We start from the raw sequence: 25,951 nt of genomic DNA, 5'->3' as shown, positions 1-25,951 counted from the left end.
TTCCCCCGGGAACCGGCCACGCCTATCGTCAAGGTCATGTTCGCCGCCTACGCCAACCGCATCGACCGTGATCACCCCCTCAACGGCCTTGAGCTGGGCGAACGCCCGGCCCCCGAGCCCCGTCCAGGCTGGGTGACGGTCAACGTCAGAGCCGCGTCCCTCAACCACCACGACCTCTGGTCGCTGCGCGGTGTCGGACTCGCCGAGGACAAGCTCCCGATGATCCTCGGCTGCGACGCCGCCGGAACCGACCAGGACGGCAACGAGGTCGTTCTGCATTCCGTCATCGGCCAGATGGGGTACGGGGTCGGCGCCCGGGAAGGCCGCTCGATCCTGACGGAGAAGTACCAGGGCACCTTCGCCGAGCAGGTCACGGTGCCCGAGTGGAATGTGCTCCGCAAGCCTCCGGAGCTGAGTTTCGAGCAGGCTGCCTGTCTGCCGACCGCCTGGCTGACGGCGTACCGCATGCTCTTCACCAACGCCGGTGTGCGACCGGGTGATTCGGTACTGGTCCAGGGAGCCGGCGGCGGGGTGGCGACCGCGGCCATCGTCCTCGGGAAGGCCGCGGGACTGCGGATGTACGCCACAAGCCGCGACGAGGCGAAGCGCAAGCGGGCCGTGGAACTCGGCGCGGTGGACGCCTTCGAGCCCGGCGCCCGGCTGCCGCAGCGGGTGGACGCCGTCATCGAGACCGTCGGCGCCGCCACCTGGTCACACTCCGTCAAGTCGCTCAGGCCGGGCGGGACCCTGGTGATCTCCGGGGCCACCAGCGGCCCGAACCCGGCGTCGGCCGAGCTCACCCGGATCTTCTTCCTGGAGCTGAAAATCGTCGGCTCGACCATGGGCTCCAAGGACGAACTGGAGGACCTGCTCTCCTTCTGCGCCGCCACCGGTGTCCGGCCCGTCATCGACGAGGTGCTGCCGCTGGACCGCGCCCGCGAGGGCTTCGAGAAGATGGCGACCGGGGAGCTCTTCGGGAAGATCGTCCTCACTCACTCGTGACGACGGAGAACTCCCCCTGCGGGTCGTCGGTTCCGTCCCGCAGGGCCTGTGCCAGCCGCCGCAGATGCTCCACCGTGAGCTGAAGCGGCGGCTCGTCGGGCTGGTGGGTGGTGCCGCGCGGGTAGTCCTGGTGAGCGGTGGCCGACATCTCGATGTGACAGCCGAGAAGGTGCGTCACCGGGTGGTCCGCACAGAACGCGAGCAGCCGCTCGACCGTGGCGCTGAACGCCTCCTTGTCGCCGACGTAGATCCGGCCGGGGTAGAGCGAGTCCCCGGTGAGCAGCAGACCGGTGTGGCGGTCGTGGAACACGACCGCGGCGCTCTGGTGCCCCGGGCCGGGGACCAGATCCAGCACCCGCCCGCCGAGGTCCAGTTCGGCCTGCCCCGAAGGCCACCGGGACAGGCCGAAGTACTCGGTCACCTCCGTCAGCCGGTGCCCCACGACGGTGGTGTACGGGCGCTCGGCGAACTGCGCGTCCCCCGCGTGGTGGTCGCCGTGCCCGTGGGTGTGGGCCACCAGCAGCCCGTACCGCTCGCGGGGATGGCGCTCCAGCCATCGGCCGATCAGCGAGTCCACGGTCGCCCGTAGCGGGAAGAAACCAGGATCCTCTGTCGCACCGGTGTCCAGCAGCAGCGCCCTTTCGTTCCCGAACAGCAGGAAGAGGAAGGGCGCTTCGTAGTGCACGGACTTGTTCTGCCGCAGGATCAGGGTGTGTTCGGTGTACGCGTGAACCTGGATCTCCGGTGCGGGGTCGTGCTTGGGGGAGGGCCAGCCCGCGTGCCAGACCACATCGAGGCTTCCGGGCACGGGCGCGCCGTCATGAAAATCGATCACGGTGCACCCTACGTGTCCCTGTTCTCCTTGGCAGCGCGAGAGGTGATGATCCACTGTCCGATAGTACGACAGCCGTCAAAGTTTGACAGACGTCGTACTTAGGGGTTCAGTGGCACCAGGCGCTCCGTTGCGCCGGCACCTTCACCTCTCCTCCCGAAAGGCCCTCTCATGGCCAAGGCAGTACTCTTCCGCGAGCTCGGCGGTCCCGAAGTCCTGAGCGTCGAAGACGTCGAGGCCGGCACCCCGGGGCCGGGCGAACTCCGCATCAGGGTCGACGCGATCGGCATCAACCGTGCCGAGGTGCTCTTCCGAGAAGGCAGCTACCTCGAACAGCCGGTCTTCCCGTCCCGCCTGGGCTACGAGGCGGCCGGTGTCGTGGAGGCCACCGGCGAGGGCGTGACCCGCTTCAGCGAGGGCGACACGGTCAGCGTGGTGCCCGGATTCTCCCAGAACGACTACGGCGTCTACGGCGACCACGCGGTCGTCCCCGCATCGGCCGTGGTCCACCGCCCCGCCGGGACCGACGCCGTCACCGGCGCGGCCATCTGGATGCCGTACATCACCGCCTACGGCGCCCTCGTCGACATCGCATCCCTGCGCGCCGGCGACAGCGTGCTCATCACCGCCGCCTCCAGCAGTGTCGGCCTGGCCGCCATCCAGATCGCCAACCACCTGGGCGCCATCCCGATCGCGACCACCCGGAGCACGGCGAAGAAGCAGCAGCTGCTGGACGCCGGCGCCGCCCATGTCATCGTCACCGACGAAGAGGACGTCACCGAGCGGGCCAGGGCCCTGACCGCGGGCCGGGGTGTGGACATCGTCTTCGACCCGGTGGCCGGGCCCGGTGTCGAAGCCCTCAACAAGGCCGTGGCCCCCGGCGGCACACAGTTCCTCTACGGCTACCTCGACCCGCGCCCCACCCCGCTGCCCTCGGGCATGCGGCCCGTGAGTGTCCGGCCCTACACCCTCTTCGAGCTCACCACCGACGAGGACCGGCTGCGGCGCGCGGAGGCCTTCATCAACGCGGGACTGCGCGCGGGCACCTTCACCCCCGTCGTCGACCGCGTCTTCGAAGGGCTCAAGACGGTCCCGGACGCCCACCGTTACATGGAGTCCAACACCCAGATCGGCAAGATCGTCGTCACGGTCCAGCACTGATCCGGCGGGACGCGCCGACCGGGCACCGGGGCCGGCCGCGGGACAGGGCTCCCCGGCCCGCGGGGGCGGCTTGGCCCCGGTCGGCGGCCCTCCGCGGAGAGCCCTCAGGCCCGGGGTGGCCGCAGCACCGCACCGATGTGCGCCGCCGCCGCTGACAGATGACGGCGTGCGTCCCGCACCTGGTCATCCGTCACCCCGTGGTCCCGTGCGGCGTCCCGGATGCCGTCGCGGAAGCGGTCGAGCAGCCGGTCGAGATCGCGTGCCGGGTTGCCGGACGGGTCCTCGTGCGCCCACTCGGGCTCCGGGGCCGCGGTCTCCCCGGCCGGACCGGGCCGCTCGGCAGTGACCTCGGTGTCGTCGGCGGTGTCGGCGCCGCGGCCGAACTGCCCGAACTCCCTGGTGAACTCGGCGATGCCTTCACGTACGCCGGTCGGCCAGTCGCCGCGCGCGAAGTGTTCCTGTACCTGCTGCGCGACCCGCTGCATCTGGCTGCGGGCCTTGTCCTGCGCCTCCTTGGCCTGCTTGCGGGCCTGCTCGGCGTCCTCGCGGGCCCGGCGGGACTCGTCCTTGGCCCGGCGGGCCTGATCCTTCCATTCCTGCCTGGCGCGCTTGAACTCCTCCTTGGCCTGGCGCCAGCCCTCCTTGTCGCTCCAGGAACCGTCGAAGAAGTCGGACGCCTCCGGAAAGCCCGGGAAGGGCTTGCCCGCGGCGCCCTCCCGGCCGTCGCGCGGCCGGGTGTCCGAGCCGGCACGCGCTTCCTGCGCGGCCTGCCGGATCTCGCGCCGCAGATCGCTCGCCGAGCCGCTGACATCGGCACGGATCTCCGCGGCCAGCTCGGAGACGGACTCACGGATCTCCAGCTCCAGATCGGCCAGTTCGCCGCTGCGGCCGGCCAGTTCTGTGCGGCCCGCATCGGTGATCGAATACACCTTGCGGCCGCCCTCGGACGCGTGCGTGACCAGTCCCTCGGCCTCCAGTTTGGCGAGCCGGGGGTAGACCGTGCCCGCGCTGGGCGCGTACAGGCCCTGGAAGCGCTCCTCGAGCAACCTGATCACTTCGTAGCCGTGACGCGGGGCCTCGTCCAGCAGCTTCAGGAGGTAGAGGCGCAGTCGGCCGTGCGCGAAGACGGGAGCCATCTCAGAGCACCTTCTCTTCGAAGTCGTCCCGGGCCGGCCTGCGCAGCAGCGCGATGGCCCCGGACACCGTGGTCGCCCGGAGTTTGCCGGTGCCGGCCCCCAGGGTGCCGGTGATTCTCTTCGCGCCCCACTGGCCGCTGACCCGGAGATCGTCGAAGGCGCTGGAGACGGAGCCGCTGGTGGTGTTCGCCTCGACCAGCGCGTCCGTCGGGTGGGGCAGGCGTATGGCGACCTCACCGGAGATGCTGGTGAGGCGGATGTCGGTGGGCCGGCCGCTCGCCTCGAGGTCGATGACCATGTCGCCGCTGACCGATTCCGCCTGTACGGACGAGCCCGCGCCCTCGATCACCGTGAGGTTCCCGGAGACCGAGTTGAAGTGCAGATCACCCGTGACCGCCTGGGCGGCCAGATCCCCCGACACGGTCTCGGCGGTGATGGTGCCGGACAGACCGACGAGCGTGGTGTCCCCGGTGACGCCACGGACCGCCGTACGCCCCCGGACCCCGGACACCACCGCTCCGGCGCCGACCACGCCGACTTCGACGTCCGCGGTCGCGGGGACCGTGACCGAGACCACCGCGCTGCGGTGCCAGCCTCTGCGGTCGAGCCACTTCAGCAGGCCCTTCCAGGGCAGATCCTCGTAGGCCACGGTGAGCGTGCCGTTGTCGAGCGTCACGATCAGCGGGGGGCCTTCGATCGCGGACACCTCCAGGCGGGCGGACGAGTCCTCCGTACCCACGACATTGACCGTTCCGCTGACGATACGTACGTTCAGCGCCCGTACCGGCTCGTCGAAGGAGAGTTTCTGCGGCTCTGCCACGGACCTCTCGGACATGGAACTGACCTCCCGGATCGACTCCGACGCAACATATCGCGTCTCTGATAGACACGATATATCGCGGATGGATGAAGTCAAGTGTGTGGGTGGAAGAGGGTGATTTGCCCTAGCGTGGGGTCATGTACGAGAACGCCACAGGTGCTCTGCTGCTCTGCCGTGCCGCCCCGTCCGCCGTACGCCCCGCGGCCCGGCTGCTCCGTGAGCGGCTGCTGCTCGCCCCGGCGGGCGAGGGGTGGAGTGTGCTCGTCCCCGAGGACAAGCCCTGGCTGCACGGTGACGAGCCGGTGGACCAGGTGGCCGCCGGCTGGGCGACAGCGCTGGCCGTCGCCTCGTCCTGGTCGGCCGTCGCACTGTGGTGGGACGGCGAACGGGCCGGGTTCGTGCTGGGAACCGGGCTCCGCCGTCCGGTCGGCTACCTCTGGCTCGCGGACGGCACACCGGCGGGGGAGTACGAGGTGATGCGCTGCGTCGGGGTACGTCTCGAGCTCGATCCGGTACTGGATGTGCAGACCCTGACCGAGCTGACTCTGCGGGATCCGGCGGCCGACGCCGCCGCGCGGCTGCTGGGTCTGACGGCGGTCCTCAGCCGTATCGGTCTCACGCTGCCCACCGGACTCGCTCCGGGTGAACCCGCGGACCGGCTGCGCGAGGTGGTCCGGGTCCAGCCGGCCGCGGAACAGCTTGATCCCTCGGCCCTGCGCAACCCCGTACAGGCGGAACGGGACGTCTTCGAGGAGGGGCCGCTCGGCCAGTGGTCGCGCGGCCGCAGGGCCAGGCTGCTGGGAGGGGCCGAGCTGATGGCCGGGATCCCGCTCGCCGCATGGGGTCTCAGACGGCGCAGTGGCGGCTGGACCGCGGCCGCCGCACTGCTGATGGCGCACGGCGCCCTGGGGCTGGGATACGACCGGATGTGGGTCAGGAGCTGATCCGCCGGCGGAACATCTCGCGGCCGGTCACTCGTCCTCGTCCTCGTCGTCGTCCAGCCGGGCCAGCCAGGTCGCCAGGCGCTCGACGGGCACCTCGAAGTCCGGGTTGAGGTCGACGAACGTCCGCAGCTGCTCGGCGAGCCACTCGAAGGTGACCTCCTCCTCGCCCCGCCGCTTCTCCAGTTCCTCGATGCCGCGGTCGGTGAAGTACACGTGTCGCTCCTGATGCGTTCCGGGTTTCCTGGTCAAAGGGTAGACCGCGATCCGTGCGCCGCCGGGCCCGGCCGCCGGCCCGGAGCGCGGGGGCCTGCGGGGCCGGTGCGGGGCCGTGTCCGCCGGTACGGCGAACGGGCCGACGGACACCCCTGGCCCGGCCGGATACGGCGCGGGGCCCCGCCGCATCATCCGATGCGGCGGGGCCCCGGGTATGCCGGTGCCGGGCCTAGGCCTCGAACACCTCGGCCACCAGCTGTGCCTGCTCCGCCTGGTGGCGCTTGGCCGAGCCGACCGCGGGGGAGGAACCGTGCGGCCGCGAGATGCGGCGCAGGCGCTCACCGTGCGGGACGTCGGCGCCGACCGCCAGGTCCAGGTGGTCGATCAGGTTGAGCGCGATGAACGGCCACGCGCCCTGGTTCGCCGGCTCCTCCTGCGCCCAGATGTACTTCTCGGCGTTCGGGAACTTGGCGATCTCCGCCTGCAGCTCGGCACCCGGCAGCGGGTACAGACGCTCCAGACGGATGATCGCGGTGTCCGTCGCGCCGCGCTTGGTGCGCTCCGCCTCCAGGTCGTAGTAGACCTTGCCGGCCGTGAAGACGACCTTGCGGACCGCGTTCGGGTCCACGCTGTCGTCGCCGATGACCGGGCGGAAGCCGCCGGTGGTGAACTCGTCCGCCTTGGAGGCAGCCGCCTTGAGGCGGAGCATCGACTTCGGGGTGAAGACGACCAGCGGCTTGTGGTGCGGGTTGTGCACCTGCCACCGCAGGAGGTGGAAGTAGTTCGACGGCAGGGTGGGCATCGCGACCGTCATGTTGTTCTGCGCGCAGAGCTGGAGGAAGCGCTCCGGGCGGGCGGACGAGTGGTCCGGGCCCTGGCCCTCGTAGCCGTGCGGGAGAAGCAGCGTGACGCCGGACGTCTGGCCCCACTTCTGCTCGGCGGCCGAGATGTACTCGTCCACCACCGTCTGCGCGCCGTTGACGAAGTCACCGAACTGCGCTTCCCACATGACCAGCGACTCCGGACGGGCCAGCGAGTACCCGTACTCGAAGCCCATCACGGCGTACTCGCTGAGCAGCGAGTCGTAGACGTTGTAACGCGCCTGGTCGTCGGAGAGGTAGAGCAGCGGGGTGAAGTCCTCGCCGGTCTTGCGGTCGATGAGGACCGCGTGACGCTGGCCGAAGGTGCCACGGCGGGAGTCCTGGCCCGACAGCCGGACCGGGGTGCCCTCGAGGAGCAGCGAGCCGATCGCGAGTGTCTCGCCCATCGCCCAGTCGATCGTGCCCTCGTCGATCATCGCGGCACGGCGCTGGACCTGCGGCAGCAGCCGCGGGTGGACGGTGATCCGGTCCGGGATGTTGACCTGCGACTCGGCGATCCGCTTGATGACCTCCTGGGAGATCGAGGTGTCCACCGAAACGGGGAACTCCGGCTGCGGAGCGGGGACATGCGCCTCGGCCGGAGCCGCGGTGGCCTCCCGGACCTCGGCGAAGACCTTCTCCAGCTGGCCCTGGAAGTCCTGCAGCGCCTGCTCGGCCTCTTCCAGTGTGATGTCGCCGCGACCGATGAGGGACTCGGTGTAGAGCTTGCGCACCGAGCGCTTCTTGTCGATCAGGTCGTACATCAGCGGCTGCGTGAACGAGGGGTTGTCGGCCTCGTTGTGACCGCGGCGGCGGTAGCAGATGAGGTCGATGACGACGTCCTTGTTGAACGCCTGGCGGAACTCGAAGGCCAGGCGCCCGACGCGGACCACGGCCTCGGGGTCGTCGCCGTTCACGTGGAAGATCGGCGCCTCGATCATGCGGGCCACGTCGGTGGCGTACATCGAGGAGCGCGAGGACTCCGGGGCGGCGGTGAAGCCGACCTGGTTGTTGATCACGATGTGCACGGTGCCGCCGGTGCGGTAGCCGCGCAGCTGCGACATGTTCAGGGTCTCCGCGACGACGCCCTGGCCCGCGAAGGCCGCGTCGCCGTGCAGGGCCACCGGGAGCACGGTGAAGTCCGTGCCGCCCTTGTTGATGAGGTCCTGCTTCGCGCGGACGATGCCTTCGACGACAGGGTCGACGGTCTCCAGGTGCGAGGGGTTGGCGGCCAGCGAGACCTTGATCTGCTCGCCGTCCAGACCGGTGAAGGTGCCCTCGGAACCGAGGTGGTACTTCACGTCGCCCGAACCGTGCATGGACTTCGGGTCGAGGTTGCCCTCGAACTCGCGGAAGATCTGGGCGTAGGACTTGCCGACGATGTTGGCGAGGACGTTCAGCCGGCCGCGGTGGGCCATGCCGATCACGACCTCGTCCAGCCGCGACTCGGCCGCCGAGTCGATGACCGCGTCGAGCAGCGGGATGACGGACTCGCCGCCCTCGAGCGAGAAGCGCTTCTGGCCGACGTACTTCGTCTGCAGGAAGGTCTCGAAGGCCTCGGCGGAGTTCAGCCGGCGCAGGATGCGCAGCTGCTCCTCGCGCTCCGGCTTGGTGTGCGCGCCGCGCTCGATGCGGTCCTGGATCCACTTGCGCTGCTTGGGATCCTGGATGTGCATGAACTCGACGCCTGTGGTGCGGCAGTACGAGTCGCGCAGCACGCCCAGGATGTCGCGCAGCTTCATCATCGACTTGCCGGCGAAGCCGCCGACCGCGAACTCGCGCTCCAGGTCCCACAGGGTGAGACCGTGCTCGATGATGTCGAGGTCGGGGTGCTTGCGCTGCTTGTACTCCAGCGGGTCGGTGTCGGCCATGACGTGGCCGCGCACCCGGTAGGAGTGGATCAGCTCGAAGACCCGGGCTGCCTTGGTGACGTCATTGTCGTGGCTGACGTCGATGTCCCTGAGCCAGCGGACCGGCTCGTACGGGATGCGCAGCGACTCGAAGAGGTCGTCGTAGAAGCCGCTCTCGCCGAGCAGCAGGTTGGCGAGGATCCGCAGGAACTCGCCGGACGCGGCGCCCTGGATCACCCGGTGGTCGTACGTCGAGGTCAGTGTCATGACCTTCGAGATGCCGAGCTTGTTCAGGGTGTCCTGGGACGTGCCCTGGAACTCGGCCGGGTAGTCCATCGCCCCGACGCCCATGATCAGACCCTGCCCGGGCATCAGCCTGGGCACCGAGTGGACGGTGCCGATGCCGCCCGGGTTGGTCAGCGACGCCGTGACGCCGGTGAAGTCGTCCATCGTCAGCTTGTTCGCACGGGCGCGGCGGACGATGTCCTCGTAGGCCTGCCAGAACTCGAAGAAGTTGAGCGTCTCCGCCTTCTTGATCGCGGCGACGACGAGCTGGCGGTCGCCGTTGGGCTTGACCAGGTCGATGGCGAGACCGAGGTTGACGTGCGCCGGCTTCACGAGCGTCGGCTTGCCGTCCTTCTCCGCGAAGGAGCAGTTCATCGACGGCATGGCCTTGAGGGCCTGCACCATCGCGAAGCCGATGAGGTGGGTGAAGGAGACCTTCCCGCCCCTGGCGCGCTTCAGGTGGTTGTTGATGACGATGCGGTTGTCGAAGAGCAGCTTCACCGGGACCGCGCGGACGGATGTGGCCGTCGGCAGGTCCAGTGAGGCGTTCATGTTCTTCGCCACAGCGGCCGACGGGCCGCGCAGGGTTACCAGCTCGGGGCCCTCAGGGGCCTCCTGGGCGGGCTCGGCCGGGGCCGGGGCCTTCGCGGTCGCCGGCTTGGCCGCCGGAGCGGCAGGAGCCGGCTGGGCGGCTGCGGGCTTCGCGGCGGCAGGAGCCGGCCGGTCGGTGGCCGGTGCCGTAGCGGCGGGCTGAGCCGCGGCGGGTGCGGGCGCCGGGGTGACCGCAGCCCCCGCGGCTGCGCCACCCTGCGGGGTCCGGCCGTTCGCACTGGTCTGTTGGGGAGCGCTCGCGCTCACCGGCTCCACGTCGGGAGTACCGGCAGAGCCCGGCTTGTAGTCGGCGAAGAAGTCCCACCAGGCACGATCGACCGAATTCGGGTCCTGGAGGTACTGCTGGTAGATCTCGTCGACGAGCCACTCATTGGGACCAAAGGCATCGGCAGGGCTCTTGCCCTGCCCCTCTTGGTCGGTCGAGATGCTCGAGTTACTGGGGGACTGAGACGACACGGCGGTAACCGCCCTCTTCCGCTTCACAAGGTGATGGACAGCGGAAATAAAGGCTACGCCTCCCTGGCCTGGAGGTGCAGGCCGGGCGGGCCATCGTCGTGTAAGTCACATCGGAAAGTGTGTTTCGGGGTGCGAATTGGCGGGAAACAAGCGAGGTTCCGCGCTCTGCGGGTACGACGTCATGGGGCGACCGCCCTCCTGGACGGCCCCCTCTGACCTGCTCACCCGCGACTACCTCGCAGAATGCGCGCTTCCGCTTGGAACCCTACGTCAACTGGTCGTGCGAGGTACGCCCGGAAGAGTGACCCTTATCCGGCAGCCGCGAGAGGATTCGGCCACCCCGATCCGCCCACCGTGCAGATCCACCGCCCAGCGGGCGATGGCCAGGCCGAGCCCGGTGCCGCCGTCGCTGCCCGGGCCGTGGGGGGACGGCGCTCTGCCCCGGTTGAAACGCTCGAAGACCCGGTGCCGCTCCTGCTCGGGGATCCCGGGCCCCTCGTCCACGACCTCCAGGTCGAGCGACTCGGGCTGCGACCCGCGCCGGGCGCGTACCGTCACCCGCCCGTGCGGCGGCGAGTGCTTGACCGCGTTGTCGATCAGGTTGGCGACCACTTGATGCAGCCGCTCCGCATCCGCGTGAGCGGTCAGCTCCGGCGGCGACACGTCCAGATGCAGATGGACATCGGTCCGGGTGTGCTGGCCGCCCGAGCCCGAGCCACGGCGCTGCGCCGACGCGAGGTTCGCCTCCTTCAGCACGCCGGAGAGGTACGGCCACACCTCGAACCGGTTCGCCTTCAGCGGTACGACGCCGTTGTCCAGACGGGAGAGGTCGAGCAGGGTCTCGACGAGCCTGCCGAGCCGCTCGGTCTGTTTCAGCGCCGTGCGCATCGTCTCCGGGTCGGCGGCCGACACCCCGTCCACGACGTTCTCCAGCACCGCGCGCAGCGCGGCGATCGGCGTTCGCAGCTCATGGGAGACGTTCGCCACCAGCTCCTTGCGGTGCAGGTCCACGGCCTCCAGGTCCTCGGCCATCCGGTTGATGGTCGACGCCAGGTCGCCCAGTTCGTCCCTGCGGTCCGCGCCGCTGACCCGCCGGGTGTAGTCACCGTGCGAGATCGACCGGGCCACCGTGTTCATCTCGTCCAGCGGCGAGGTCAGGCTGTGCGCCACGAACTGGGTGATCAGCATCGAGGCGATCACCGAGAACACCGTGATGAACCGCAGCTCGGTCTTGGTGCGCAGGGCCACGACGAGCAGTCCTGTGGTGATGAAGACCGACACCACGACGAGCGTGCCCAGCTTGGTCGCGACCGAGACCGGGAGCGGCCGTCGCTTCGCGGACCAGCGGCTCCCGGTCCCTCTCATGGTGCGGGTGTCTCCAGCGCGTAGCCGACGCCGTGGACCGTGCGGATACGCTCCGCGCCGATCTTCCGCCGCAGCGCCTTGATGTGGCTGTCGACCGTACGGGTGCCCGAGGCGTCGGCCCAGTCCCACACCTCGGCGAGCAGCTGCTCACGGGAGAGGACGGCGCGCGGGGTGTTGGCCAGGCAGACCAGCAGATCGAACTCGGTCGGCGTCAGGTGCACGTCGTCGTTGCGCACCCGCACCCGGCGCTGTGCGTGGTCGATCTCGAGCTCGCCGAGGCGCAGGATGCCGCTGCGCGGCGTCGACGCCGCGATGGTGGCCCGCTCGACCCGGCGCAGCAGGACATGCACGCGCGCGGCCAGCTCCCGCATCGAGAACGGTTTGGTCATGTAGTCGTCGGCGCCGACGCCGAGACCCACCAGCATGTCGGTCTCGTCGTCCCGGGCCGTCAGCATCAGGACGGGGACCGGCCGCTGTGCCTGGACGCGCCGGCACACCTCGAGACCGTCGAAGCCCGGCAGCATGATGTCGAGAACCATCAGATCGGGCTGCCACGCCTGGGCCGCGTCCACCGCGGCCGGGCCGTCGGTGGCCGTCTGCACCTGAAAACCCTCGGCTCGCAGCCGGGCGGCAATGGCGTCGACGATTGTCGGATCGTCCTCTACGACCAGCACCCGGCGCTGAGCGCCGGGAGTGGCCGCGACGCCGTTGTGGGTGGTGTGTGTCTGCTCCATCGCCCGCCCCTGGAAGTGCGTTCTTGTCTGCGTTCGCGTGTTCTTGGAATTTGCGCGTACTCGGATTTGATTCTTAGAAACGGCTTATAGATCTCATCCGTCGGTGAGCAGACTAGATGCAATTAAGGCGTCCCGGCTACGCAGGGCGAACGGCGAGATGGACCACGTCAGGCACGCCCCGGGCAACTTGGATCTCTTCGGTTCTTACCCCGCTGAATCCGGCATTCCGCAACGCATCCTCGAAGGCGGGGGAGGGCCTGGCGGACCATACCGCCAGGATTCCGCCCGGTTTGATGCGGTCCATGCAGGCCGAGAGTCCGTCCGGGGTGTAGAGACCGCCGTTGTCCTCCGTCACCGTCCAGTCCGGTCCGTTGTCGATATCCAGGCACAGGGCGTCGTACGACGCCGCCGGGTCACGGATGTGAGCAATCAGATCGGTGCGCAGGATCACAGTGCGGGGATCGGCGAGTGCGGGGCCCGAAATCCGGGAGAGCGGCCCTTCGAGATGCCAGTCGATGATGGCCTGCTCGCGCTCGACGACCGTGATGGCCCCCCAGCGGGGCCCGGCTGCCGCGTGTGCCAGTGAGAAGCCGACCCCCAGACCGCCGATGAGCAGGGAAGGCCCCGTCAGACCGCCGGGGAGGGCGTCGAGTGCCGCGTCGACCAGCAGGCGTTCCGAACGGCCGTCGGAGGTGTCCATCAGGAAGCACCCGTTGGCGATGATCTCGAAGTCCTCACCGCGGCCGCGCAGCACGACCTCGCCGTAAGGGCCCTCGCGCCGGTCCAGTGTGTGCGCTGTCTCGATGGTGATCGCCCCCGGGTCCCGGCGTCGTCCGCCGTACGTCATCGACGGGCGGAGGCTATCGCGGCGCCGCGGGGTCGGCGGCGGGCACCTGGGGACGGCGGATGATCGATCGCTGAGAGCGAACACGCTCCGGGGAACATCGGGGACTCCTGGCGCATTGAGTCTGCATAGCTCAACTTCACTGCCTAAGGGGAGATCATGGCTTCCACGTCCGCACCGCTCACCCTGCCCGTGCTGCCGCTCGACGACGAGGTCGTGCTGCCCGGAATGGTGGTGCCGCTGGACCTTTCCGACACCGAGGTACGCGCCGCGGTGGAGGCCGCCCAGGCTTCCTCGGACCGCTCCAGTGGCAACAAGCCACTGGTCCTTCTCGTTCCGCGTATCGACGGCACCTATGCGGGCACCGGCGTCCTCGGCACCGTCGAGCAGGTCGGCCGTCTCTCGGACGGCGACCCCGGCGCCCTCATCCGCGGCCGCGGCCGGGTGCGGATCGGTGCCGGCACCAGCGGCCCCGGCGCCGCGCTGTGGGTCGAGGGCATCCGGATCGACGAGTCCGCGCCCGACCCCCTGCCCGGTGCGGTCACCGAACTCGCCAGGGAATACAAGGCACTCGCCACCAACTGGCTGAAGAAGCGCGGAGCCTGGCAGGTCGTGGACCGCGTCCAGCAGATCGAGGACGTGTCCGCACTGGCCGACAACTCCGGCTACTCACCCTTCCTGAGCCTCGACCAGAAGGTCGAACTGCTGGAGACGGGCGACCCGGTGGCCCGCCTCAAGCTGGCCGTTCAGTGGCTCAGCGAGCACCTCGCCGAACAGGACGTCGCAGAGTCCATCGCCAAGGACGTACAGGACGGCGTCGACAAGCAGCAGCGCGAGTTCCTGCTGCGCCGGCAGCTGGACGCCGTGCGCAAGGAGCTCTCCGACCTCAACGGCGATCCCGAGGACGAGTCCGACGACTACCGGAGCCGGGTGGAGGCCGCCGACCTTCCCGAGAAGGTGCGGGAGGCCGCGCTCAAGGAGGTCGAGAAGCTGGAACGGGCCTCCGACCAGAGCCCCGAGGGCTCCTGGATCAGGACCTGGCTGGACACCGTCCTCGAACTGCCCTGGAACGAGCGGACCGAGGACGCGTACGACATCCGGGGCGCCCGGGAGATCCTCGACGCCGAACACGCGGGTCTGGACGACGTCAAGGAGCGGATCACCGAGTATCTGGCGGTGCGCAAGCGCCGCGCGGACCGCGGCCTCGGCGTCGTCGGAGGCCGCCGGGGCGGCGCGGTGCTGGCCCTGGTGGGCCCGCCGGGCGTCGGCAAGACGTCGCTCGGTGAATCCGTCGCGCACGCCATGGGACGCACGTTCGTCCGGGTGGCGCTCGGCGGTGTGCGGGACGAGGCGGAGATCCGCGGACACCGGCGTACGTACGTCGGCGCGCTCCCCGGGCGTATCGTCCGCGCGATCAAGGAGGCCGGGTCGCTGAACCCGGTTGTGCTGCTCGACGAGATCGACAAGGTCGGTTCCGACTTCCGGGGCGACCCGGCGGCCGCCCTGCTCGAGGTCCTCGACCCGGCACAGAACCACACCTTCCGCGACCACTACCTGGAGGTCGAGCTGGACCTCTCCGACGTGGTGTTCCTCGCCACGGCGAACGTCCTGGAGGCCATTCCCGAGGCGCTGCTGGACCGCATGGAGCTGGTCACCCTCGACGGCTACACCGAGGACGAGAAGGTCGTCATCGGCCGGGACCACCTGCTGCCGAGGCAGCTCGAGCGCGCCGGGCTGGAGAGCGGCGAGGTCACTCTCGACGACTCCGCACTGCGCAAGCTGGCGGGGGAGTACACCCGTGAGGCGGGTGTCCGGAATCTGGAGCGGGCCGTGGCCAGGCTGCTGCGGAAGGTGGCGGCCCAGCACGAACTGGGTGAGCAGGAGCTGCCCTTCACCGTCACCGACGAGCATCTGCGCCGGCTGATCGGACGGCCGCATCACGTCCCCGAGTCCGCCCAGCTCCCCGCGGAGCGCCGTACCGCGGTGCCCGGGGTGGCCACCGGGCTCGCGGTCACCGGAGCGGGCGGCGACGTCCTCTTCGTCGAGGCGTCGCTGGCCGACCCCGAGACGGGTGGTGCGGGTCTCAGCCTCACCGGCCAGCTCGGGGATGTGATGAAGGAGTCGGCGCAGATCGCGCTGTCCTTCCTGCGCTCGCACGGCGCCGAGCTGGAGCTGCCCGTCGCGGATCTGAAGGAGCGCGGTGTGCACATCCACTTCCCGGCGGGCGCGGTGCCCAAGGACGGCCCGAGCGCCGGCATCACCATGACGACGGCCCTGGCGTCCCTGCTCTCCGGCAGGCAGGTCCGTACGGACGTGGCCATGACCGGCGAGGTGTCGCTGACCGGGCGGGTGCTCCCGATCGGCGGTCTGAAGCAGAAGCTGCTGGCCGCGCACCGGGCGGGTATCACCACGGTGGTCATTCCCAAGCGGAACGAGGCCGACCTGGACGACGTGCCCGCCGAGGTGCTCGACAAGCTGGAGGTGCACCCGGTGACGGATGTCCGCCAGGTCCTCGAGATCGCGCTGTCCTCCGCCCAGGTGAGGCTGCCCGCTGCCGCCTGACGCGGTCGGTGCTCTACTGGGATGAGTCCCCCGCGGGAAGGACGACCACCGTGCTGATTGACCTCACTGGGAAGAGCGCCCTGGTCACGGGTTCGACCAACGGCATCGGAGCGGCCATCGCGGCCGGCCTGGCCAGGGCGGGAGCGCGGGTCGCGGTCAACGGCCGCACCCGGGAGTCCGTCGGCGAGGCCGTGGCGCAGCTGAGTGTCAGAGCCCCCGGCGCCGCTTTCATGGCGGCGCCGGGGGACATCTCCACCGAGGAGGGCGCGCGGCAGGTGCTTCAGGCCCTGCCGCGGACGGACATCCTCGTCAATAATCTGGGTGTGTTCGGTGCCCGGACGGCGCTGGAGATCGACGACGACGAGTGGCGCCGCTATTTCGAGGTCAACGTCCTCGCGGCGATCCGTATGATCCGCAGCTATCTCCCGGGTATGGAAGAACGCGGCTGGGGGCGGATTCTCAACATCGCCAGCGACTCCGCGCTCGTCATCCCCGCCGAGATGATTCATTACGGGGTGTCGAAAACCGGACTCCTCGCGGTCTCCCGCGGGTTCGCCAAGGACGCTGCGGGGACCGGTGTGACGGTCAATTCGGTGATCGCCGGCCCCACTCACACGGGTGGAGTCGAAGATCTGATCCATGAACTGGTGGGTACCGAACTGCCCTGGGACGAGGCGCAGCGGGAATTCATGCGGAGTTATCGCCCGCAGTCGCTGATCCAGCGTCTGATCGAACCCGACGAGATCGCGAACATGATCGTTTACCTCAGCTCGCCGCTCGCGTCGGCGACCACGGGCGGGGCGATCAGGGTGGACGGCGGGTACGTGGACTCGATCCTCCCGTGACGACCGGCCGCCGGTGCGGGATGCCGGCGCCGTACGCGGGTGCCGCGGGTCCGTCAGGCATCCGGCCCGCGACCGGGGATTGCCAGGGGCCGGGGCGGCCCCTGGCAACGTCCTCGTGCGTCAGCCGTTGGCGAGCGCCTGCACCCGGTCGAGCGCTCCGTTGAACCTGTCGTGGTCGCCGACCGTCGGTCCGGTCGAGGTGTACTGCCAGATGGTCTGGACACCCCAGCCGGCCGGCAGTGTGCCCGGTGTCGTGTTGTAACGGGCGATCCACAGCGGGTTGGTGGCCCCGAACGCCGCGGAGTTGCCCGTGCACTGCGTCCACCAGCTGGTGGCGGTGTAGATCACCGCGTCGCGGCCGGTGAGCGCCTTGTAGGTGTTGGCGAAGTCATGGATCCAGGCGACCATCGCCGACGCGCTCAGCCCGTAGCAGGCGTCGCCGTAGGGGTTCCACTCGATGTCCAGTACTCCCGGCAGGGTCTTGCCGTCACCCGACCAGCCGCCGCCGTGGCTCACGAAGTAGTTGGCCTGGTTGGCGCCGCTCGAATCGTTGGGTGTGGCGAAGTGATAGGCGCCGCGGATCATCCCGACGTTGTATGAGCCGTTGTACTGCTGGGTGAACGAGGGGTTGGTGTAGTAATTCCCCTCGCTGGCCTTGGTGTAGGCCCACCTGACCCCGCTGTTCCACAGCGTCGTCCAGTCCACGTCGCCCTGGTACCCGGAGACGTCGACACCTTCGGTCTGCACCACCCGGGTGTCGTGCGGGGCGGGGCCCTGGCCGTCGTGGGCGATGACGCCCATACCCATGGTGGCCGTCCCGCGGGCGGGCACTGCCGGCTTGCCGGCCGCCGACGCGGTGCCGGGCAAGGCCATGAGCGAGGCGAGGAATGCGATAAGAATCCCGACCGCGGCGATGCGTCCGCGACGGGCCGTTCCGGATCTGTGCACGGGCATGAGCGTGCCTCCGAAAGGCTCGGTGGGGGGAACTGCTGAGCTGACGACATGTAATGGTGTGTGCATGTCAGAGGTGACGCTACGCACGTAGACGCGTGCGGCGGAAGGGGGACCGGTTGCTGCCGTTGGTCTACTCCTGCGAAATACTGGCGGAGCTGCGGCAATGGCAGGCGCTGAAAGAAACTTTCAGGATCGGGAAAGCTCGCGAGGGGTGCTGACGTGCACGACAGCGGTACAGGCAGTGGAGACCCTGCCCCGTCCACGAGTGGTGTGGACCAGGAATTCCTCGCCCTGGAAAGGGAGTTGACCGTCTTTCTGCGCCGCGCGCGGGCCTCTTCCGGTGAGATGTCCCGTGAGGTGCACCCCGATCTGGAGGCCGCGGCCTACGGACTGCTGGTCTGTCTCGACGAGTGGGGCGGCCAGCGGGCCACCGACCTGGCCGGCTACATCGGGGTGGGCAGGGCGACCATGAGCCGCCAGCTGCGCGCTCTGGAGGATCTGGGCCTGGTCACCAGGGAGCAGGACCCGGGCGACGGCCGGGCCTTCCTGATCCGGCTGACCGAGGAGGGGCGCGACCGGCTGCGCCGGGTACGGGACGCCCGCCGGGCGGAGTACGTGCGCAAGCTCGACGGCTGGGACCGCGCCGAAGTCGCCGAGCTGGCCCGGCTGCTGCACCACCTGAACGCCCGGGCCGCCGAGTAGCCGCCTCCGGCCCCTGGGAATCCGCGGATTCCCAGGGGCCGCAGGCCCGGCCGGCGGACTTCCGGGACGGCCCTCAGAGTTCCAGGAAGACGGCAGAGGCGTCGTCGTGCGTCTTGCTCTGCCGCAGTCGTGCACGGTCCGCGGCGGCGTCGGCCTCCTCCAGCGCACGCACCCGGTCGATCAGCGCCTGCGGGCCCTCCTTGCGCAGGATGCCGAAACACTCCGACCAGTCGCCCGCCCGGAAGGTCTCCACCCAGCGGCTCGCGCCGTCACTGAGCGCCGCCGCGGCGCGTACGTCCGCGAGGGGAGTCGATCCGGTCACCGCGCGCGCCGCCACCTCCGGGTCGGCGGCCGCGGTGAAGAAGCCGCCTTCCTGATTCCGCACCGCGTCGGCAGTCGCCTCGGTCGCAAGCACCTCGCGCGGCAGCCGGTCCAGCCGGTCGTCCAGCACCGCGCGTACGGCCCCGTTCGGATCCTCGACCAGCAGGATCGAGTCGGAGAGCACCAGATGCTCGGCCGTGCCCCCCGACCAGCGCAGCATGACCACGGTTGCCTGAGGAGTGCGGACGTGAGAAAGATCACAGGAATCCCGGTGCGCCGCGGCGGTGCGCCGAATTGATTCGGCCAGGATCTCCCGCAGGGTCATATCCCCGCGCGAACCGGACAGTTCGACCAGTGAGCCGCCGAGCCGGGCGGTGAACCAGGGCACGCCGTGCACACATCCGGACGGACCCGCGGGCGGTGTCACGCCGTCCAGCAGGACGAGCGCGCCTCCCCGCCCCGCGGCAGGCAGAACCGCCCCGGTCCAGTCCTCGTTGGGGCGGTCGCCGCTGCCGGGGGCCGAGGTGAGTTCGATGCGCATACCGAGCAGTCTGCCGGAGGTATTCACGCGGCGGGCACATGCGCGATCGCTCACCGGGTACCAGCAGGTCAGGCAGGGGTCTTTGGGTGGAATGTGCGAGTCCGGGAGCGTGCGGGCGCGCATCCTGCCAAAGCCCGCGCGGAAGTTCCAGCCGGCGCCCCGCACGGGCCTCTGCCGGGCGGTGCGCGGAGTTGTTTGCCAACTCGCTGGTGATGTTCACTCGTTCGGGTGGCTGAGCCGGTGATGTGCACTCCCCTCCCAAAACCACTGGAATGGTCAGAAGCCGTACCAGAGGAGAGGACGCTCATCCGCGGCCGGTCCCGACCAGTTGTCTGATCAGTCCTCACCTCGGCGTCATGCGTGGACGAGTCAAGATTGCGAGCACCGGTGCAGAACAAGTGGCTTCGGCGCAACACCAGCGTGCCCGTCGAACGTGCTGTCCGGGTCCGCAGGCGCCTGGTCATGGGTGTGGCCGTTGCCGGCCTCACCGTCCTTGCGGCTGCCGCACCCGCGACATACAGCGCCTCGTCCGAACTGACGGACGCCCAGCACCTTGTCACCCTCGCCGGCCTGGACCAGCAGGCCGTCTCGCTCGCGCACGCCCTCGCGGACGAGCGCGACGACATGACGGTCTACATCGCGGGCGGGCGGGGCAAGAAGGACGAGCAGGCCGCCGACCGCGCCATCCGGGTCGACAACGAGATCAACGAGATCAGCGCGGCCGCCCCGGCAGCGCTGCGCCACGACCTCGCCACGGTCCCCTCCGTACGCAGGACCGCACTGTCCGGCAAGGGATCGGCGCTGGACGCCGAGAAGGCGTACTCGGACATCATCGGCAAGCTCCTCGATGTCTCGGAACAGCTCGCCGACCGGAGCCCGCCGGAGGCAGCCGCGGACACCCGGGCGCCCGTCGATCTCGGCCACGCGGTCGACCAGGCATCGGCCACCCGCGGTCTGCTGCTCGCGGCACTGGCTGTTCCCAGCCCCCCGGCGACCACCGTGTTCGACCCGGTCACCGGGCGGTACGTGGCCCGTGCGGCCGACCCGGAGAGCGCGGACGTCCGCACCCGCAACGAACTGAGCACCGCGGCCCAGCTGTCCCGGGTCCGGGAGCTGTCCGCACTCGCGGAATTCGACCAGGCGGCGGCTCCGGACGCCAGGGAGTCCCTCGACGCCACGGTCTCAGGCCCAGACGTGGACAGCGCCGAGAGCTATCTGGCCCGTCTCACCGACCAGCCGCAGCTCTCCGCGTCCGATCTGAAGACCAGCCCGTCGAAGGCCGATTCCGCGCTGACCGCGCGGATCGACCAGATGCGCGGCGTGGAGTCCTCACTTGGCGCCCGGCAGGCCAAGCGGCTCGCGGCCCTGCGCGATGACGCGGTGACCGCGCTCGAACTGCGCGTCGCGCTCGCCGGAGTGCTGCTGCTGATCACCATCGGAGCCGGTGCGGCGGTGGCCCGTACGCTCACCCGGCCGCTCGCGGTGCTGCGGATCGGGGCCGCCCGGCTCGCCGCGGCGCCCGGGACGGAGGAGCCGATCAGGTTCACCGGCCGCAACGACGAGTTCGCCCAGGTCGTACGGTCCATCAACGCCCTGCACGGCAGGGTCCTGACCTCGGAGGCACGGGCCGAGCGGCTGGCACGCGAACAGCGTGATCTGATCGGCGGACGGGAACTGCTGGCGTCCGAACGGACCGCGCTCGAGGCCAGGACGGCAGAGATCAGCGCCGATTTCGACCGGATGCGGCACACCGTCCAGTCGACCTTCGTCAATCTTTCGCTGCGCAGTCTCGGCCTGGTCGAGCGTCAGCTCACCGTCATCGAGGGCCTGGAGGAACGCGAGGAGAACCCGGACCAGCTGTCCACTCTCTTCAAGCTCGACCACATGGCGACCGTGCTGCGCCGGCACAGCGAGAACCTCCTGGTGCTCGCCGGTACCGAGCACGGTCATGCGCACAGCGGACCGGTGCCGCTGGTGGATGTGCTGCGCGCCGCGGTCAGCGAGATCGAGCGGTACGAGCGAGTCGCCATCCAGGCCCTGCCGCCGCACACCCAGGTCGCCGGATTCGCGGCGGACGACATCAGTCATCTGATCGCCGAACTCCTCGAGAACGCCACCGCGTTCTCGCCGCCCGACGCCCATGTCCAGCTCTCCGGCTGGCTCCTGGAGAGCGGCGAGGTGATGCTCTCCGTCCAGGACGAGGGAATCGGCATGTCGCCGGTCCGGCGCACCGAGCTCAACACGCGTCTTGCCGACCCCGGGACGTACGATCCGGGCTCCCCGGGAGACGACAGGGCCGGGCTCGGGCTTCATGTGACAGCGCTGCTCGCGGCGCGCCACGGGGTACGGGTCGAGCTGCGTGAGCAGAAGCAGGGCGGGATCGCAGCGGTCGTCGTACTGCCGAGCGCGCTGCTTCCCGACGAGCCGCCCGTCGCGCCACCGCACTTCGTGCCGTCGCCGGGCTCCGCGCCCACGCTGAACCTGCCGGGTTCGGTGGCCGAGGCCAACTCCAACGTGCTGCCCACCCGCTCCCGGTACGCCATAGGAGCGGACGCGCACGAGCGCTCCACCGACTCGGTGGACGAGCGCTCGGCAGACCGGGTGGGCGAGCCGACCTTCACCATGCGGCGCCCCGGCCCGGCCGACAGGCCCACGGGTGACGCACCCGCCTCGGACCCGGCCCCCACCGTGTCGGGCCGTATCCCGGCGCAGTCCACCGAACGGACCGCCGGGCACACCGGCGAACCGACGGCCGCGCGGGTCACCGACAAGGGACTGCCCAAGCGCACCCCCAGGATCAGCAAGCCCGCCGACGCGGCGCCCAGGCAGCGGGCCGGCGGCGTGGACGCCGACGCCCTGCGCCGCAGGCTCGGCGGCTTCCACCAAGGAGCCAAGAACGGCCGCAAGGACGTGGAAGCGGAGATCTCGGATCAGAGCACCGATGCGGTGAACACCGATGGCGACGTTGTACGGACCGACGACGCGGGGGACAGTGTCGAGGAGGCACGCAGTTGACAGCGCCCAGCACATTCGGCCTGAGCAGTGAAGCCCGGAACCTGCAATGGCTGTTGAAGAACCTGGTCGATGAGGTGCCGGGGCTCCACTCCGTCGCCGTTGTCTCGTCGGACGGGCTGATGCTGCTCTCCTCCGACCCGGAGGTCGTGGCCGCCGCCCGGCAGGAAGCCCCGAGCGGGCCCAAGGGGTCGTCGGCCGACCTGGCCACCATTGTTTCCGGGATCGGCAGTCTCACCATCGGCGCCGCCAAGCTGATGGACGGCGGGAACGTCAAACAGACGATGGTCGCGATGGAGGAGGGCAGTGTCTTCGTGATGTCGATCAGTGACGGCTCACTGCTCGGGGTGCATGCCACCCCCGACTGCGACATGAGCGTCGTGGCGTACCACATGGCACTCTTCGTCGGCCGTGCCGGTCATGTCCTCACCCCCGAACTCCGCAGTGAGCTGCGCAAATCGATGGAGAGCGCCCAGTGACCCCCGCCCATGGTCTACCGGTCCGCAGTCCGGAACGGCGCCCCGCGCGGGTCCGCCCGTACTCGCTCACCGGCGGCCGCACCAAGTTCGGCCACATCCTCTTCGTCGAGACCTTCGTGGCCGCGATCGAGGCGCCGCCGGAGCGCCCGGAGCTGGCCAACGGCCCGATGCGTCTCATGCCGGAGATGCGGGCCATCGTCGAGATCTGCCGGCGGATGCGGACCGTGGCCGAGATCTCGGCGTTGCTGAAGATGCCGCTCGGGGTCGTCCGGGTCCTCCTGAGCGACCTCGCAGACCAGGGAAAGATCCGTGTGTACGGGACCGGGCACGGCGAAGGCCAGCCCGACCGCGCTTTGCTCGAAAGGGTGCTGAGTGGACTCCGCCGTCTCTGAGACGCTGATCCCCGCCGAGGCCGAAGAGGGTGCCCAGGCCTGGCAGAACGACCGCACCCGGGCCCCGATATCCACCAAGATCGTGGTGGCGGGCGGCTTCGGTGTCGGGAAGACGACCTTCGTCAGCGCCGTATCGGAGATCACCCCGCTCCAGACCGAAGCCCTGATGACCCAGGCGAGCGAGGACACGGACGACCTCACCGACACGCCGGACAAGGTGACCACCACGGTCGCCATGGACTTCGGCCGGATCACCCTCGACGACGACCTGGTGCTGTACGTGTTCGGTACGCCCGGGCAGCAGCGCTTCTGGTTCATGTGGGACGACCTGGTTCGCGGTGCCATCGGCGCGATAGTGATGGCCGACACCCGCCGGCTCGCCGACTGCTTCCCGGCCCTCGACTACTTCGAGAGCTGTGGACTGCCGTACATCGTGGCGGTCAACCACTTCGAGGGCACACCGGACTTCGAGCCCCGCGACGTACGCGAGGCCCTGACGATTCCGCAGCACGTCCCTGTACTGATCATGGACGCGCGTAACAGAATCACGGTGATCGAGTCCCTGCTGGCCCTGGTGGGCCATGCACTCGACGCCACCCCCGAATAGGAGAACAGCCCGCCATGCGGAAGATACTCATCGTCGGAGCCGGTCAGTCCGGGCTCCAACTCGCCCTCGGCCTGCAGTCCCAGGGCTACGAGGTCACTCTCATGTCCAACCGCACCGCCGATGAGATCCGTTCAGGCCGGGTCATGTCCACGCAGTGCATGTTCGACACCGCGCTGCAGCACGAGCGCGACCTGGGAATCAACTTCTGGGAGTCCCAGGCCCCGAAGATCGAGGGCCTCGGCGTGTCGGTCGCCGGCCCCGACTCCTCCCGTGTCATCGACTGGGTGGGCAAGCTGGACGGCTACGCCCAGTCCGTGGACCAGCGGGTCAAGATGGCCGGCTGGATGGACACCTTCGCGCAGCGTGGCGGGCAGCTGGTGATCCATGGCGCCGCCGTGTCCGATCTCGACTTCTTCGCCCGCACCTACGACCTGGTGATGGTGTCGGCCGGCAAGGGCGAGCTCGTCTCGATGTTCGGCCGGGACGCGTCCCGTTCGCCGTTCACCGCGCCGCAGCGCGCGCTCGCCGTGGCCTACGTCCACGGCATGGGCCCCCGCCCCGAACACCCGGACTTCGACGCGGTCCGCTGCAATCTGGTCCCCGGCGTCGGCGAGCTCTTCGTGATGCCGACCCTGACCCTCAGCGGCCGCGCCGACATCCTCTTCTGGGAGGGCATACCCGGCGGCCCCCTGGACGCCTTCCAGGACGTCAAGGACCCTGCCGAACATCTCTCGCTCACCCTGGAGCTGATGGAGAAGTTCACGCCCTGGGAGTACGCGCGCGCCACCAACGTGGAACTCACCGACGCGGCAGGCACCCTCTCCGGCCGCTACGCCCCCACGGTCCGCAACCCCATCGGCCGGCTGCCCGGCGGCGGTCTGGTTCTCGGCGTGGCCGACGTGGTGGTCGCGAACGACCCGATCACCGGGCAGGGCTCCAACTCCGCGTCGAAGTGTGCGGCCTCCTATCTGGGTTCCATCACCGAGCACGGTGACCGGCCCTTCGACGAGGCGTGGATGCAGCAGACCTTCGACCGCTACTGGGAGACGGGACAGCACGTCACCAAGTGGACGAACGCGATGCTGGGAGCCCCGCCGGAGCACGTGCTGAACCTCATCGGCGCCGCGGGCCAGCTCCAGCCGGTGGCCGACCGCTTCGCCAACGGCTTCAACGACCCGGCGGACTTCGAGAACTTCTTCTTCGATCCCGAGAAGACCGGCGCCTACCTGGCCGAGGTGTCCGGAACCTGAGCCGGCCGGGTGGCCCCTCCGGCTCCGGCGGGCACCGGATCAACCGCGCTCGCGGAGCCGGGGCGGACCGCTCCCAGGATCGGGCCGAACGCCATGGGCGACACCGTGATCCGGCCGCCGGGGCGCGGTGCCTGGACCACTTTCCCCCCGCCGACGTAGAGGGCGACATGGGTGGCTTCGGGGAAGTAGACGATCAGGTCACCCGGGCGCAGCGCCGTCAGCGCCACCTTCGGCAGCTGCCGCCACTGCTCCTCGCTGGTGCGGGGGATTCTGCGGCCCGCTTCGGCCCAGGCCCGCAGGGTCAGCCCGGAGCAGTCGAAGGCCTTCGGACCGGCGGTGCCCCAGACGTACGGCTTGCCGATCTGCGCCATCGCGTAGGTCACCGCCGCGTTGCCCTGGGCCGAGACAGCTGCCGGGGGGCCGCTGAGCCCGCCTGAGTCGACCAGTTCCTTCTGGGCGGCGTCCGTGTCGGCCTTGTCGAGTGCTGCCACGTCGGCCGCCTGGTCCGGGGTGAAACCGGCGAGCAGCGCTTCGGCGTCGCGCAGACGGGCCTCTGCTGTTTCGTGTGCCTTTCTCCTGCGGGCCGCCAGTTTCTGTTGCGCGATGAGGGCGGCGTTCGAGCGGGTGGCGAGTACCAGTGCGCGGTGTTCGACGCTGCGCAGGCGCCTGATCTTCGCCATCCGGTCGGCCGATGCCCGCTTGATCTCATGGTTCGCGTCCAGTGCCTGCTGAGGATCCTCCGCCAGCATCAGCAGCAGATAGGGCGAGAGATCGGATCGGCCCTGGTACTGCTCACGCGCCAGCTGCCCTGCCGCCTCGCGGCTTCTGATGAGCTCGGTCCGCGCCTTCGTCAGCCCGGCGCCGGTCTTCCGGGCGGCCGCACGCTGCCGCCCGAGCGCCTCCGTCGCGGCGGTGTAACTCTGGCCGGCCGCTTCGGAGCGCTGATAGAGAGAACGGAGCCGCTCGAGCAGTTCCGCGGCGGTGGCCGGTCGAGCAGTCGCCGGTGGGGCGGTGGCCGGTCGGGTGGTGGCCGGTCCAGCGGTGGCCGGCCCCGGCGCTTCGGGGTCCGCCAGCGCGGGCGATGCGGTGACGACCGAACCGATCACTGCCGTCGTACCGATGAATCGCAGCAGCCTGCCTGACACCACATCACCTCTGATTCCGGGGGCGGT

At 69.8% G+C, this 25,951-nt stretch carries 22 protein-coding genes; 11 read left to right on the top strand and 11 right to left on the bottom strand.

Annotated features, from left to right (window positions below; all coding sequences use genetic code 11):
- The first annotated feature begins 36 nt into the window (after positions 1 to 36).
- A complete protein-coding gene (locus OHS16_RS09530) occupies positions 37 to 1,002 on the top strand; it encodes a zinc-binding dehydrogenase (RefSeq protein ID WP_328536744.1) in 966 nt (321 codons plus the stop codon).
- Here the strand turns inward: OHS16_RS09530 and OHS16_RS09525 are convergent.
- On the bottom strand, positions 989 to 1,837 hold the full coding sequence (locus tag OHS16_RS09525; protein WP_328536743.1) for an MBL fold metallo-hydrolase: 849 nt from the start codon (positions 1,835 to 1,837) through the stop codon (positions 989 to 991). The genes OHS16_RS09530 and OHS16_RS09525 overlap by 14 nt on opposite strands.
- Positions 1,838 to 2,005: 168 nt before the next feature.
- On the opposite strand from OHS16_RS09525, the gene OHS16_RS09520 reads away from it, so the two are divergent.
- Positions 2,006 to 2,995, top strand: coding sequence for a zinc-dependent alcohol dehydrogenase family protein (locus OHS16_RS09520; RefSeq protein ID WP_328536742.1), 990 nt, complete (start codon positions 2,006 to 2,008; stop codon positions 2,993 to 2,995).
- Between the two features lie 104 nt (positions 2,996 to 3,099).
- Here the strand turns inward: OHS16_RS09520 and OHS16_RS09515 are convergent, their stop codons facing one another.
- Positions 3,100 to 4,131, bottom strand: a complete 1,032-nt coding sequence (locus OHS16_RS09515) for a helix-turn-helix transcriptional regulator (RefSeq protein ID WP_328536741.1) — start codon at positions 4,129 to 4,131, stop codon at positions 3,100 to 3,102.
- Between the two features lies 1 nt (position 4,132).
- The gene (locus OHS16_RS09510; protein WP_328536740.1) at positions 4,133 to 4,966 is read right to left on the bottom strand and encodes a DUF4097 family beta strand repeat-containing protein; all 834 of its coding nucleotides are present in this window, start codon (positions 4,964 to 4,966) and stop codon (positions 4,133 to 4,135) included.
- A 122-nt stretch (positions 4,967 to 5,088) separates the two neighbouring features.
- Here OHS16_RS09510 and OHS16_RS09505 point away from each other — a divergent pair, with 122 nt between their 5' ends.
- Complete coding sequence (locus OHS16_RS09505; protein ID WP_328536739.1) at positions 5,089 to 5,895, top strand: hypothetical protein; 807 nt, start codon at positions 5,089 to 5,091, stop codon at positions 5,893 to 5,895.
- Between the two features lie 27 nt (positions 5,896 to 5,922).
- Here OHS16_RS09505 and OHS16_RS09500 read toward each other — a convergent pair whose 3' ends face one another.
- The 5 genes from OHS16_RS09500 to OHS16_RS09480 form a co-directional block, all read right to left on the bottom strand.
- Entirely contained in the window at positions 5,923 to 6,108 is a 186-nt protein-coding gene (locus tag OHS16_RS09500; RefSeq protein WP_018102711.1) for a DUF6104 family protein, read from the bottom strand.
- 229 nt (positions 6,109 to 6,337) lie between these two features.
- Complete coding sequence (locus OHS16_RS09495) at positions 6,338 to 10,171, bottom strand: multifunctional oxoglutarate decarboxylase/oxoglutarate dehydrogenase thiamine pyrophosphate-binding subunit/dihydrolipoyllysine-residue succinyltransferase subunit (protein ID WP_328536738.1); 3,834 nt, start codon at positions 10,169 to 10,171, stop codon at positions 6,338 to 6,340.
- Positions 10,172 to 10,441: 270 nt separating this feature from the next.
- Positions 10,442 to 11,536 (bottom strand): HAMP domain-containing sensor histidine kinase, encoded by a 1,095-nt coding sequence (locus OHS16_RS09490; protein WP_328536737.1) that lies wholly within the window; start codon positions 11,534 to 11,536, stop codon positions 10,442 to 10,444.
- Positions 11,533 to 12,270: a response regulator transcription factor gene (locus OHS16_RS09485; RefSeq protein ID WP_328536736.1), complete on the bottom strand. Its 738-nt coding sequence runs from the start codon at positions 12,268 to 12,270 to the stop codon at positions 11,533 to 11,535. Before OHS16_RS09485 ends, OHS16_RS09490 begins: the two co-directional genes overlap by 4 nt.
- 136 nt (positions 12,271 to 12,406) lie before the next feature.
- Positions 12,407 to 13,117 carry a spermidine synthase gene (locus OHS16_RS09480; RefSeq protein WP_328536735.1) on the bottom strand — a complete coding sequence of 237 codons (711 nt, stop codon included), beginning with the start codon at positions 13,115 to 13,117 and terminating at the stop codon, positions 12,407 to 12,409.
- A gap of 156 nt (positions 13,118 to 13,273) precedes the next feature.
- On the opposite strand from OHS16_RS09480, the gene lon reads away from it, so the two are divergent.
- Positions 13,274 to 15,676, top strand: coding sequence for an endopeptidase La (lon, locus tag OHS16_RS09475; RefSeq protein ID WP_328536734.1), 2,403 nt, complete (start codon positions 13,274 to 13,276; stop codon positions 15,674 to 15,676).
- A gap of 50 nt (positions 15,677 to 15,726) precedes the next feature.
- A complete protein-coding gene (locus OHS16_RS09470; RefSeq protein WP_328536733.1) occupies positions 15,727 to 16,521 on the top strand; it encodes an SDR family NAD(P)-dependent oxidoreductase in 795 nt (264 codons plus the stop codon).
- Between the two features lie 120 nt (positions 16,522 to 16,641).
- Here OHS16_RS09470 and OHS16_RS09465 read toward each other — a convergent pair whose 3' ends face one another.
- Positions 16,642 to 17,475 (bottom strand): lysozyme, encoded by an 834-nt coding sequence (locus OHS16_RS09465; RefSeq protein ID WP_328536732.1) that lies wholly within the window; start codon positions 17,473 to 17,475, stop codon positions 16,642 to 16,644.
- Positions 17,476 to 17,694: 219 nt separating this feature from the next.
- On the opposite strand from OHS16_RS09465, the gene OHS16_RS09460 reads away from it, so the two are divergent.
- Positions 17,695 to 18,177: a MarR family winged helix-turn-helix transcriptional regulator gene (locus OHS16_RS09460; RefSeq protein ID WP_328536731.1), complete on the top strand. Its 483-nt coding sequence runs from the start codon at positions 17,695 to 17,697 to the stop codon at positions 18,175 to 18,177.
- Between the two features lie 73 nt (positions 18,178 to 18,250).
- Here the strand turns inward: OHS16_RS09460 and OHS16_RS09455 are convergent, their stop codons facing one another.
- Positions 18,251 to 19,039 (bottom strand): hypothetical protein, encoded by a 789-nt coding sequence (locus tag OHS16_RS09455; RefSeq protein ID WP_328536730.1) that lies wholly within the window; start codon positions 19,037 to 19,039, stop codon positions 18,251 to 18,253.
- Positions 19,040 to 19,501: 462 nt separating this feature from the next.
- Here OHS16_RS09455 and OHS16_RS09450 point away from each other — a divergent pair, with 462 nt between their 5' ends.
- Genes OHS16_RS09450 through OHS16_RS09430 form a run of 5 tightly spaced genes read left to right on the top strand, consistent with a single transcriptional unit; the run spans position 19,502 to position 24,779 of the window.
- A complete protein-coding gene (locus tag OHS16_RS09450; protein WP_328540778.1) occupies positions 19,502 to 22,054 on the top strand; it encodes a sensor histidine kinase in 2,553 nt (850 codons plus the stop codon).
- A complete protein-coding gene (locus tag OHS16_RS09445) occupies positions 22,051 to 22,530 on the top strand; it encodes a roadblock/LC7 domain-containing protein (RefSeq protein WP_328536729.1) in 480 nt (159 codons plus the stop codon). The genes OHS16_RS09450 and OHS16_RS09445 overlap by 4 nt, the downstream gene beginning before the upstream one ends.
- A complete protein-coding gene (locus OHS16_RS09440; RefSeq protein ID WP_328536728.1) occupies positions 22,527 to 22,922 on the top strand; it encodes a DUF742 domain-containing protein in 396 nt (131 codons plus the stop codon). Before OHS16_RS09445 ends, OHS16_RS09440 begins: the two co-directional genes overlap by 4 nt.
- Entirely contained in the window at positions 22,903 to 23,529 is a 627-nt protein-coding gene (locus OHS16_RS09435; RefSeq protein WP_328536727.1) for a GTP-binding protein, read from the top strand. Before OHS16_RS09440 ends, OHS16_RS09435 begins: the two co-directional genes overlap by 20 nt.
- 14 nt (positions 23,530 to 23,543) lie before the next feature.
- Positions 23,544 to 24,779 (top strand): styrene monooxygenase/indole monooxygenase family protein, encoded by a 1,236-nt coding sequence (locus OHS16_RS09430; RefSeq protein ID WP_328536726.1) that lies wholly within the window; start codon positions 23,544 to 23,546, stop codon positions 24,777 to 24,779.
- Here OHS16_RS09430 and OHS16_RS09425 read toward each other — a convergent pair.
- Positions 24,752 to 25,924 carry a C40 family peptidase gene (locus tag OHS16_RS09425; protein WP_328536725.1) on the bottom strand — a complete coding sequence of 391 codons (1,173 nt, stop codon included), beginning with the start codon at positions 25,922 to 25,924 and terminating at the stop codon, positions 24,752 to 24,754. The genes OHS16_RS09430 and OHS16_RS09425 overlap by 28 nt on opposite strands.
- Positions 25,925 to 25,951 lie beyond the last annotated feature (27 nt).

This window comes from Streptomyces sp. NBC_00344 (assembly GCF_036088315.1).
Classification (GTDB): domain Bacteria; phylum Actinomycetota; class Actinomycetes; order Streptomycetales; family Streptomycetaceae; genus Streptomyces.
The sequence above is the reverse complement of the archived record's forward strand: the minus strand, read 5'-3'. Positions and strand labels throughout refer to the sequence as shown.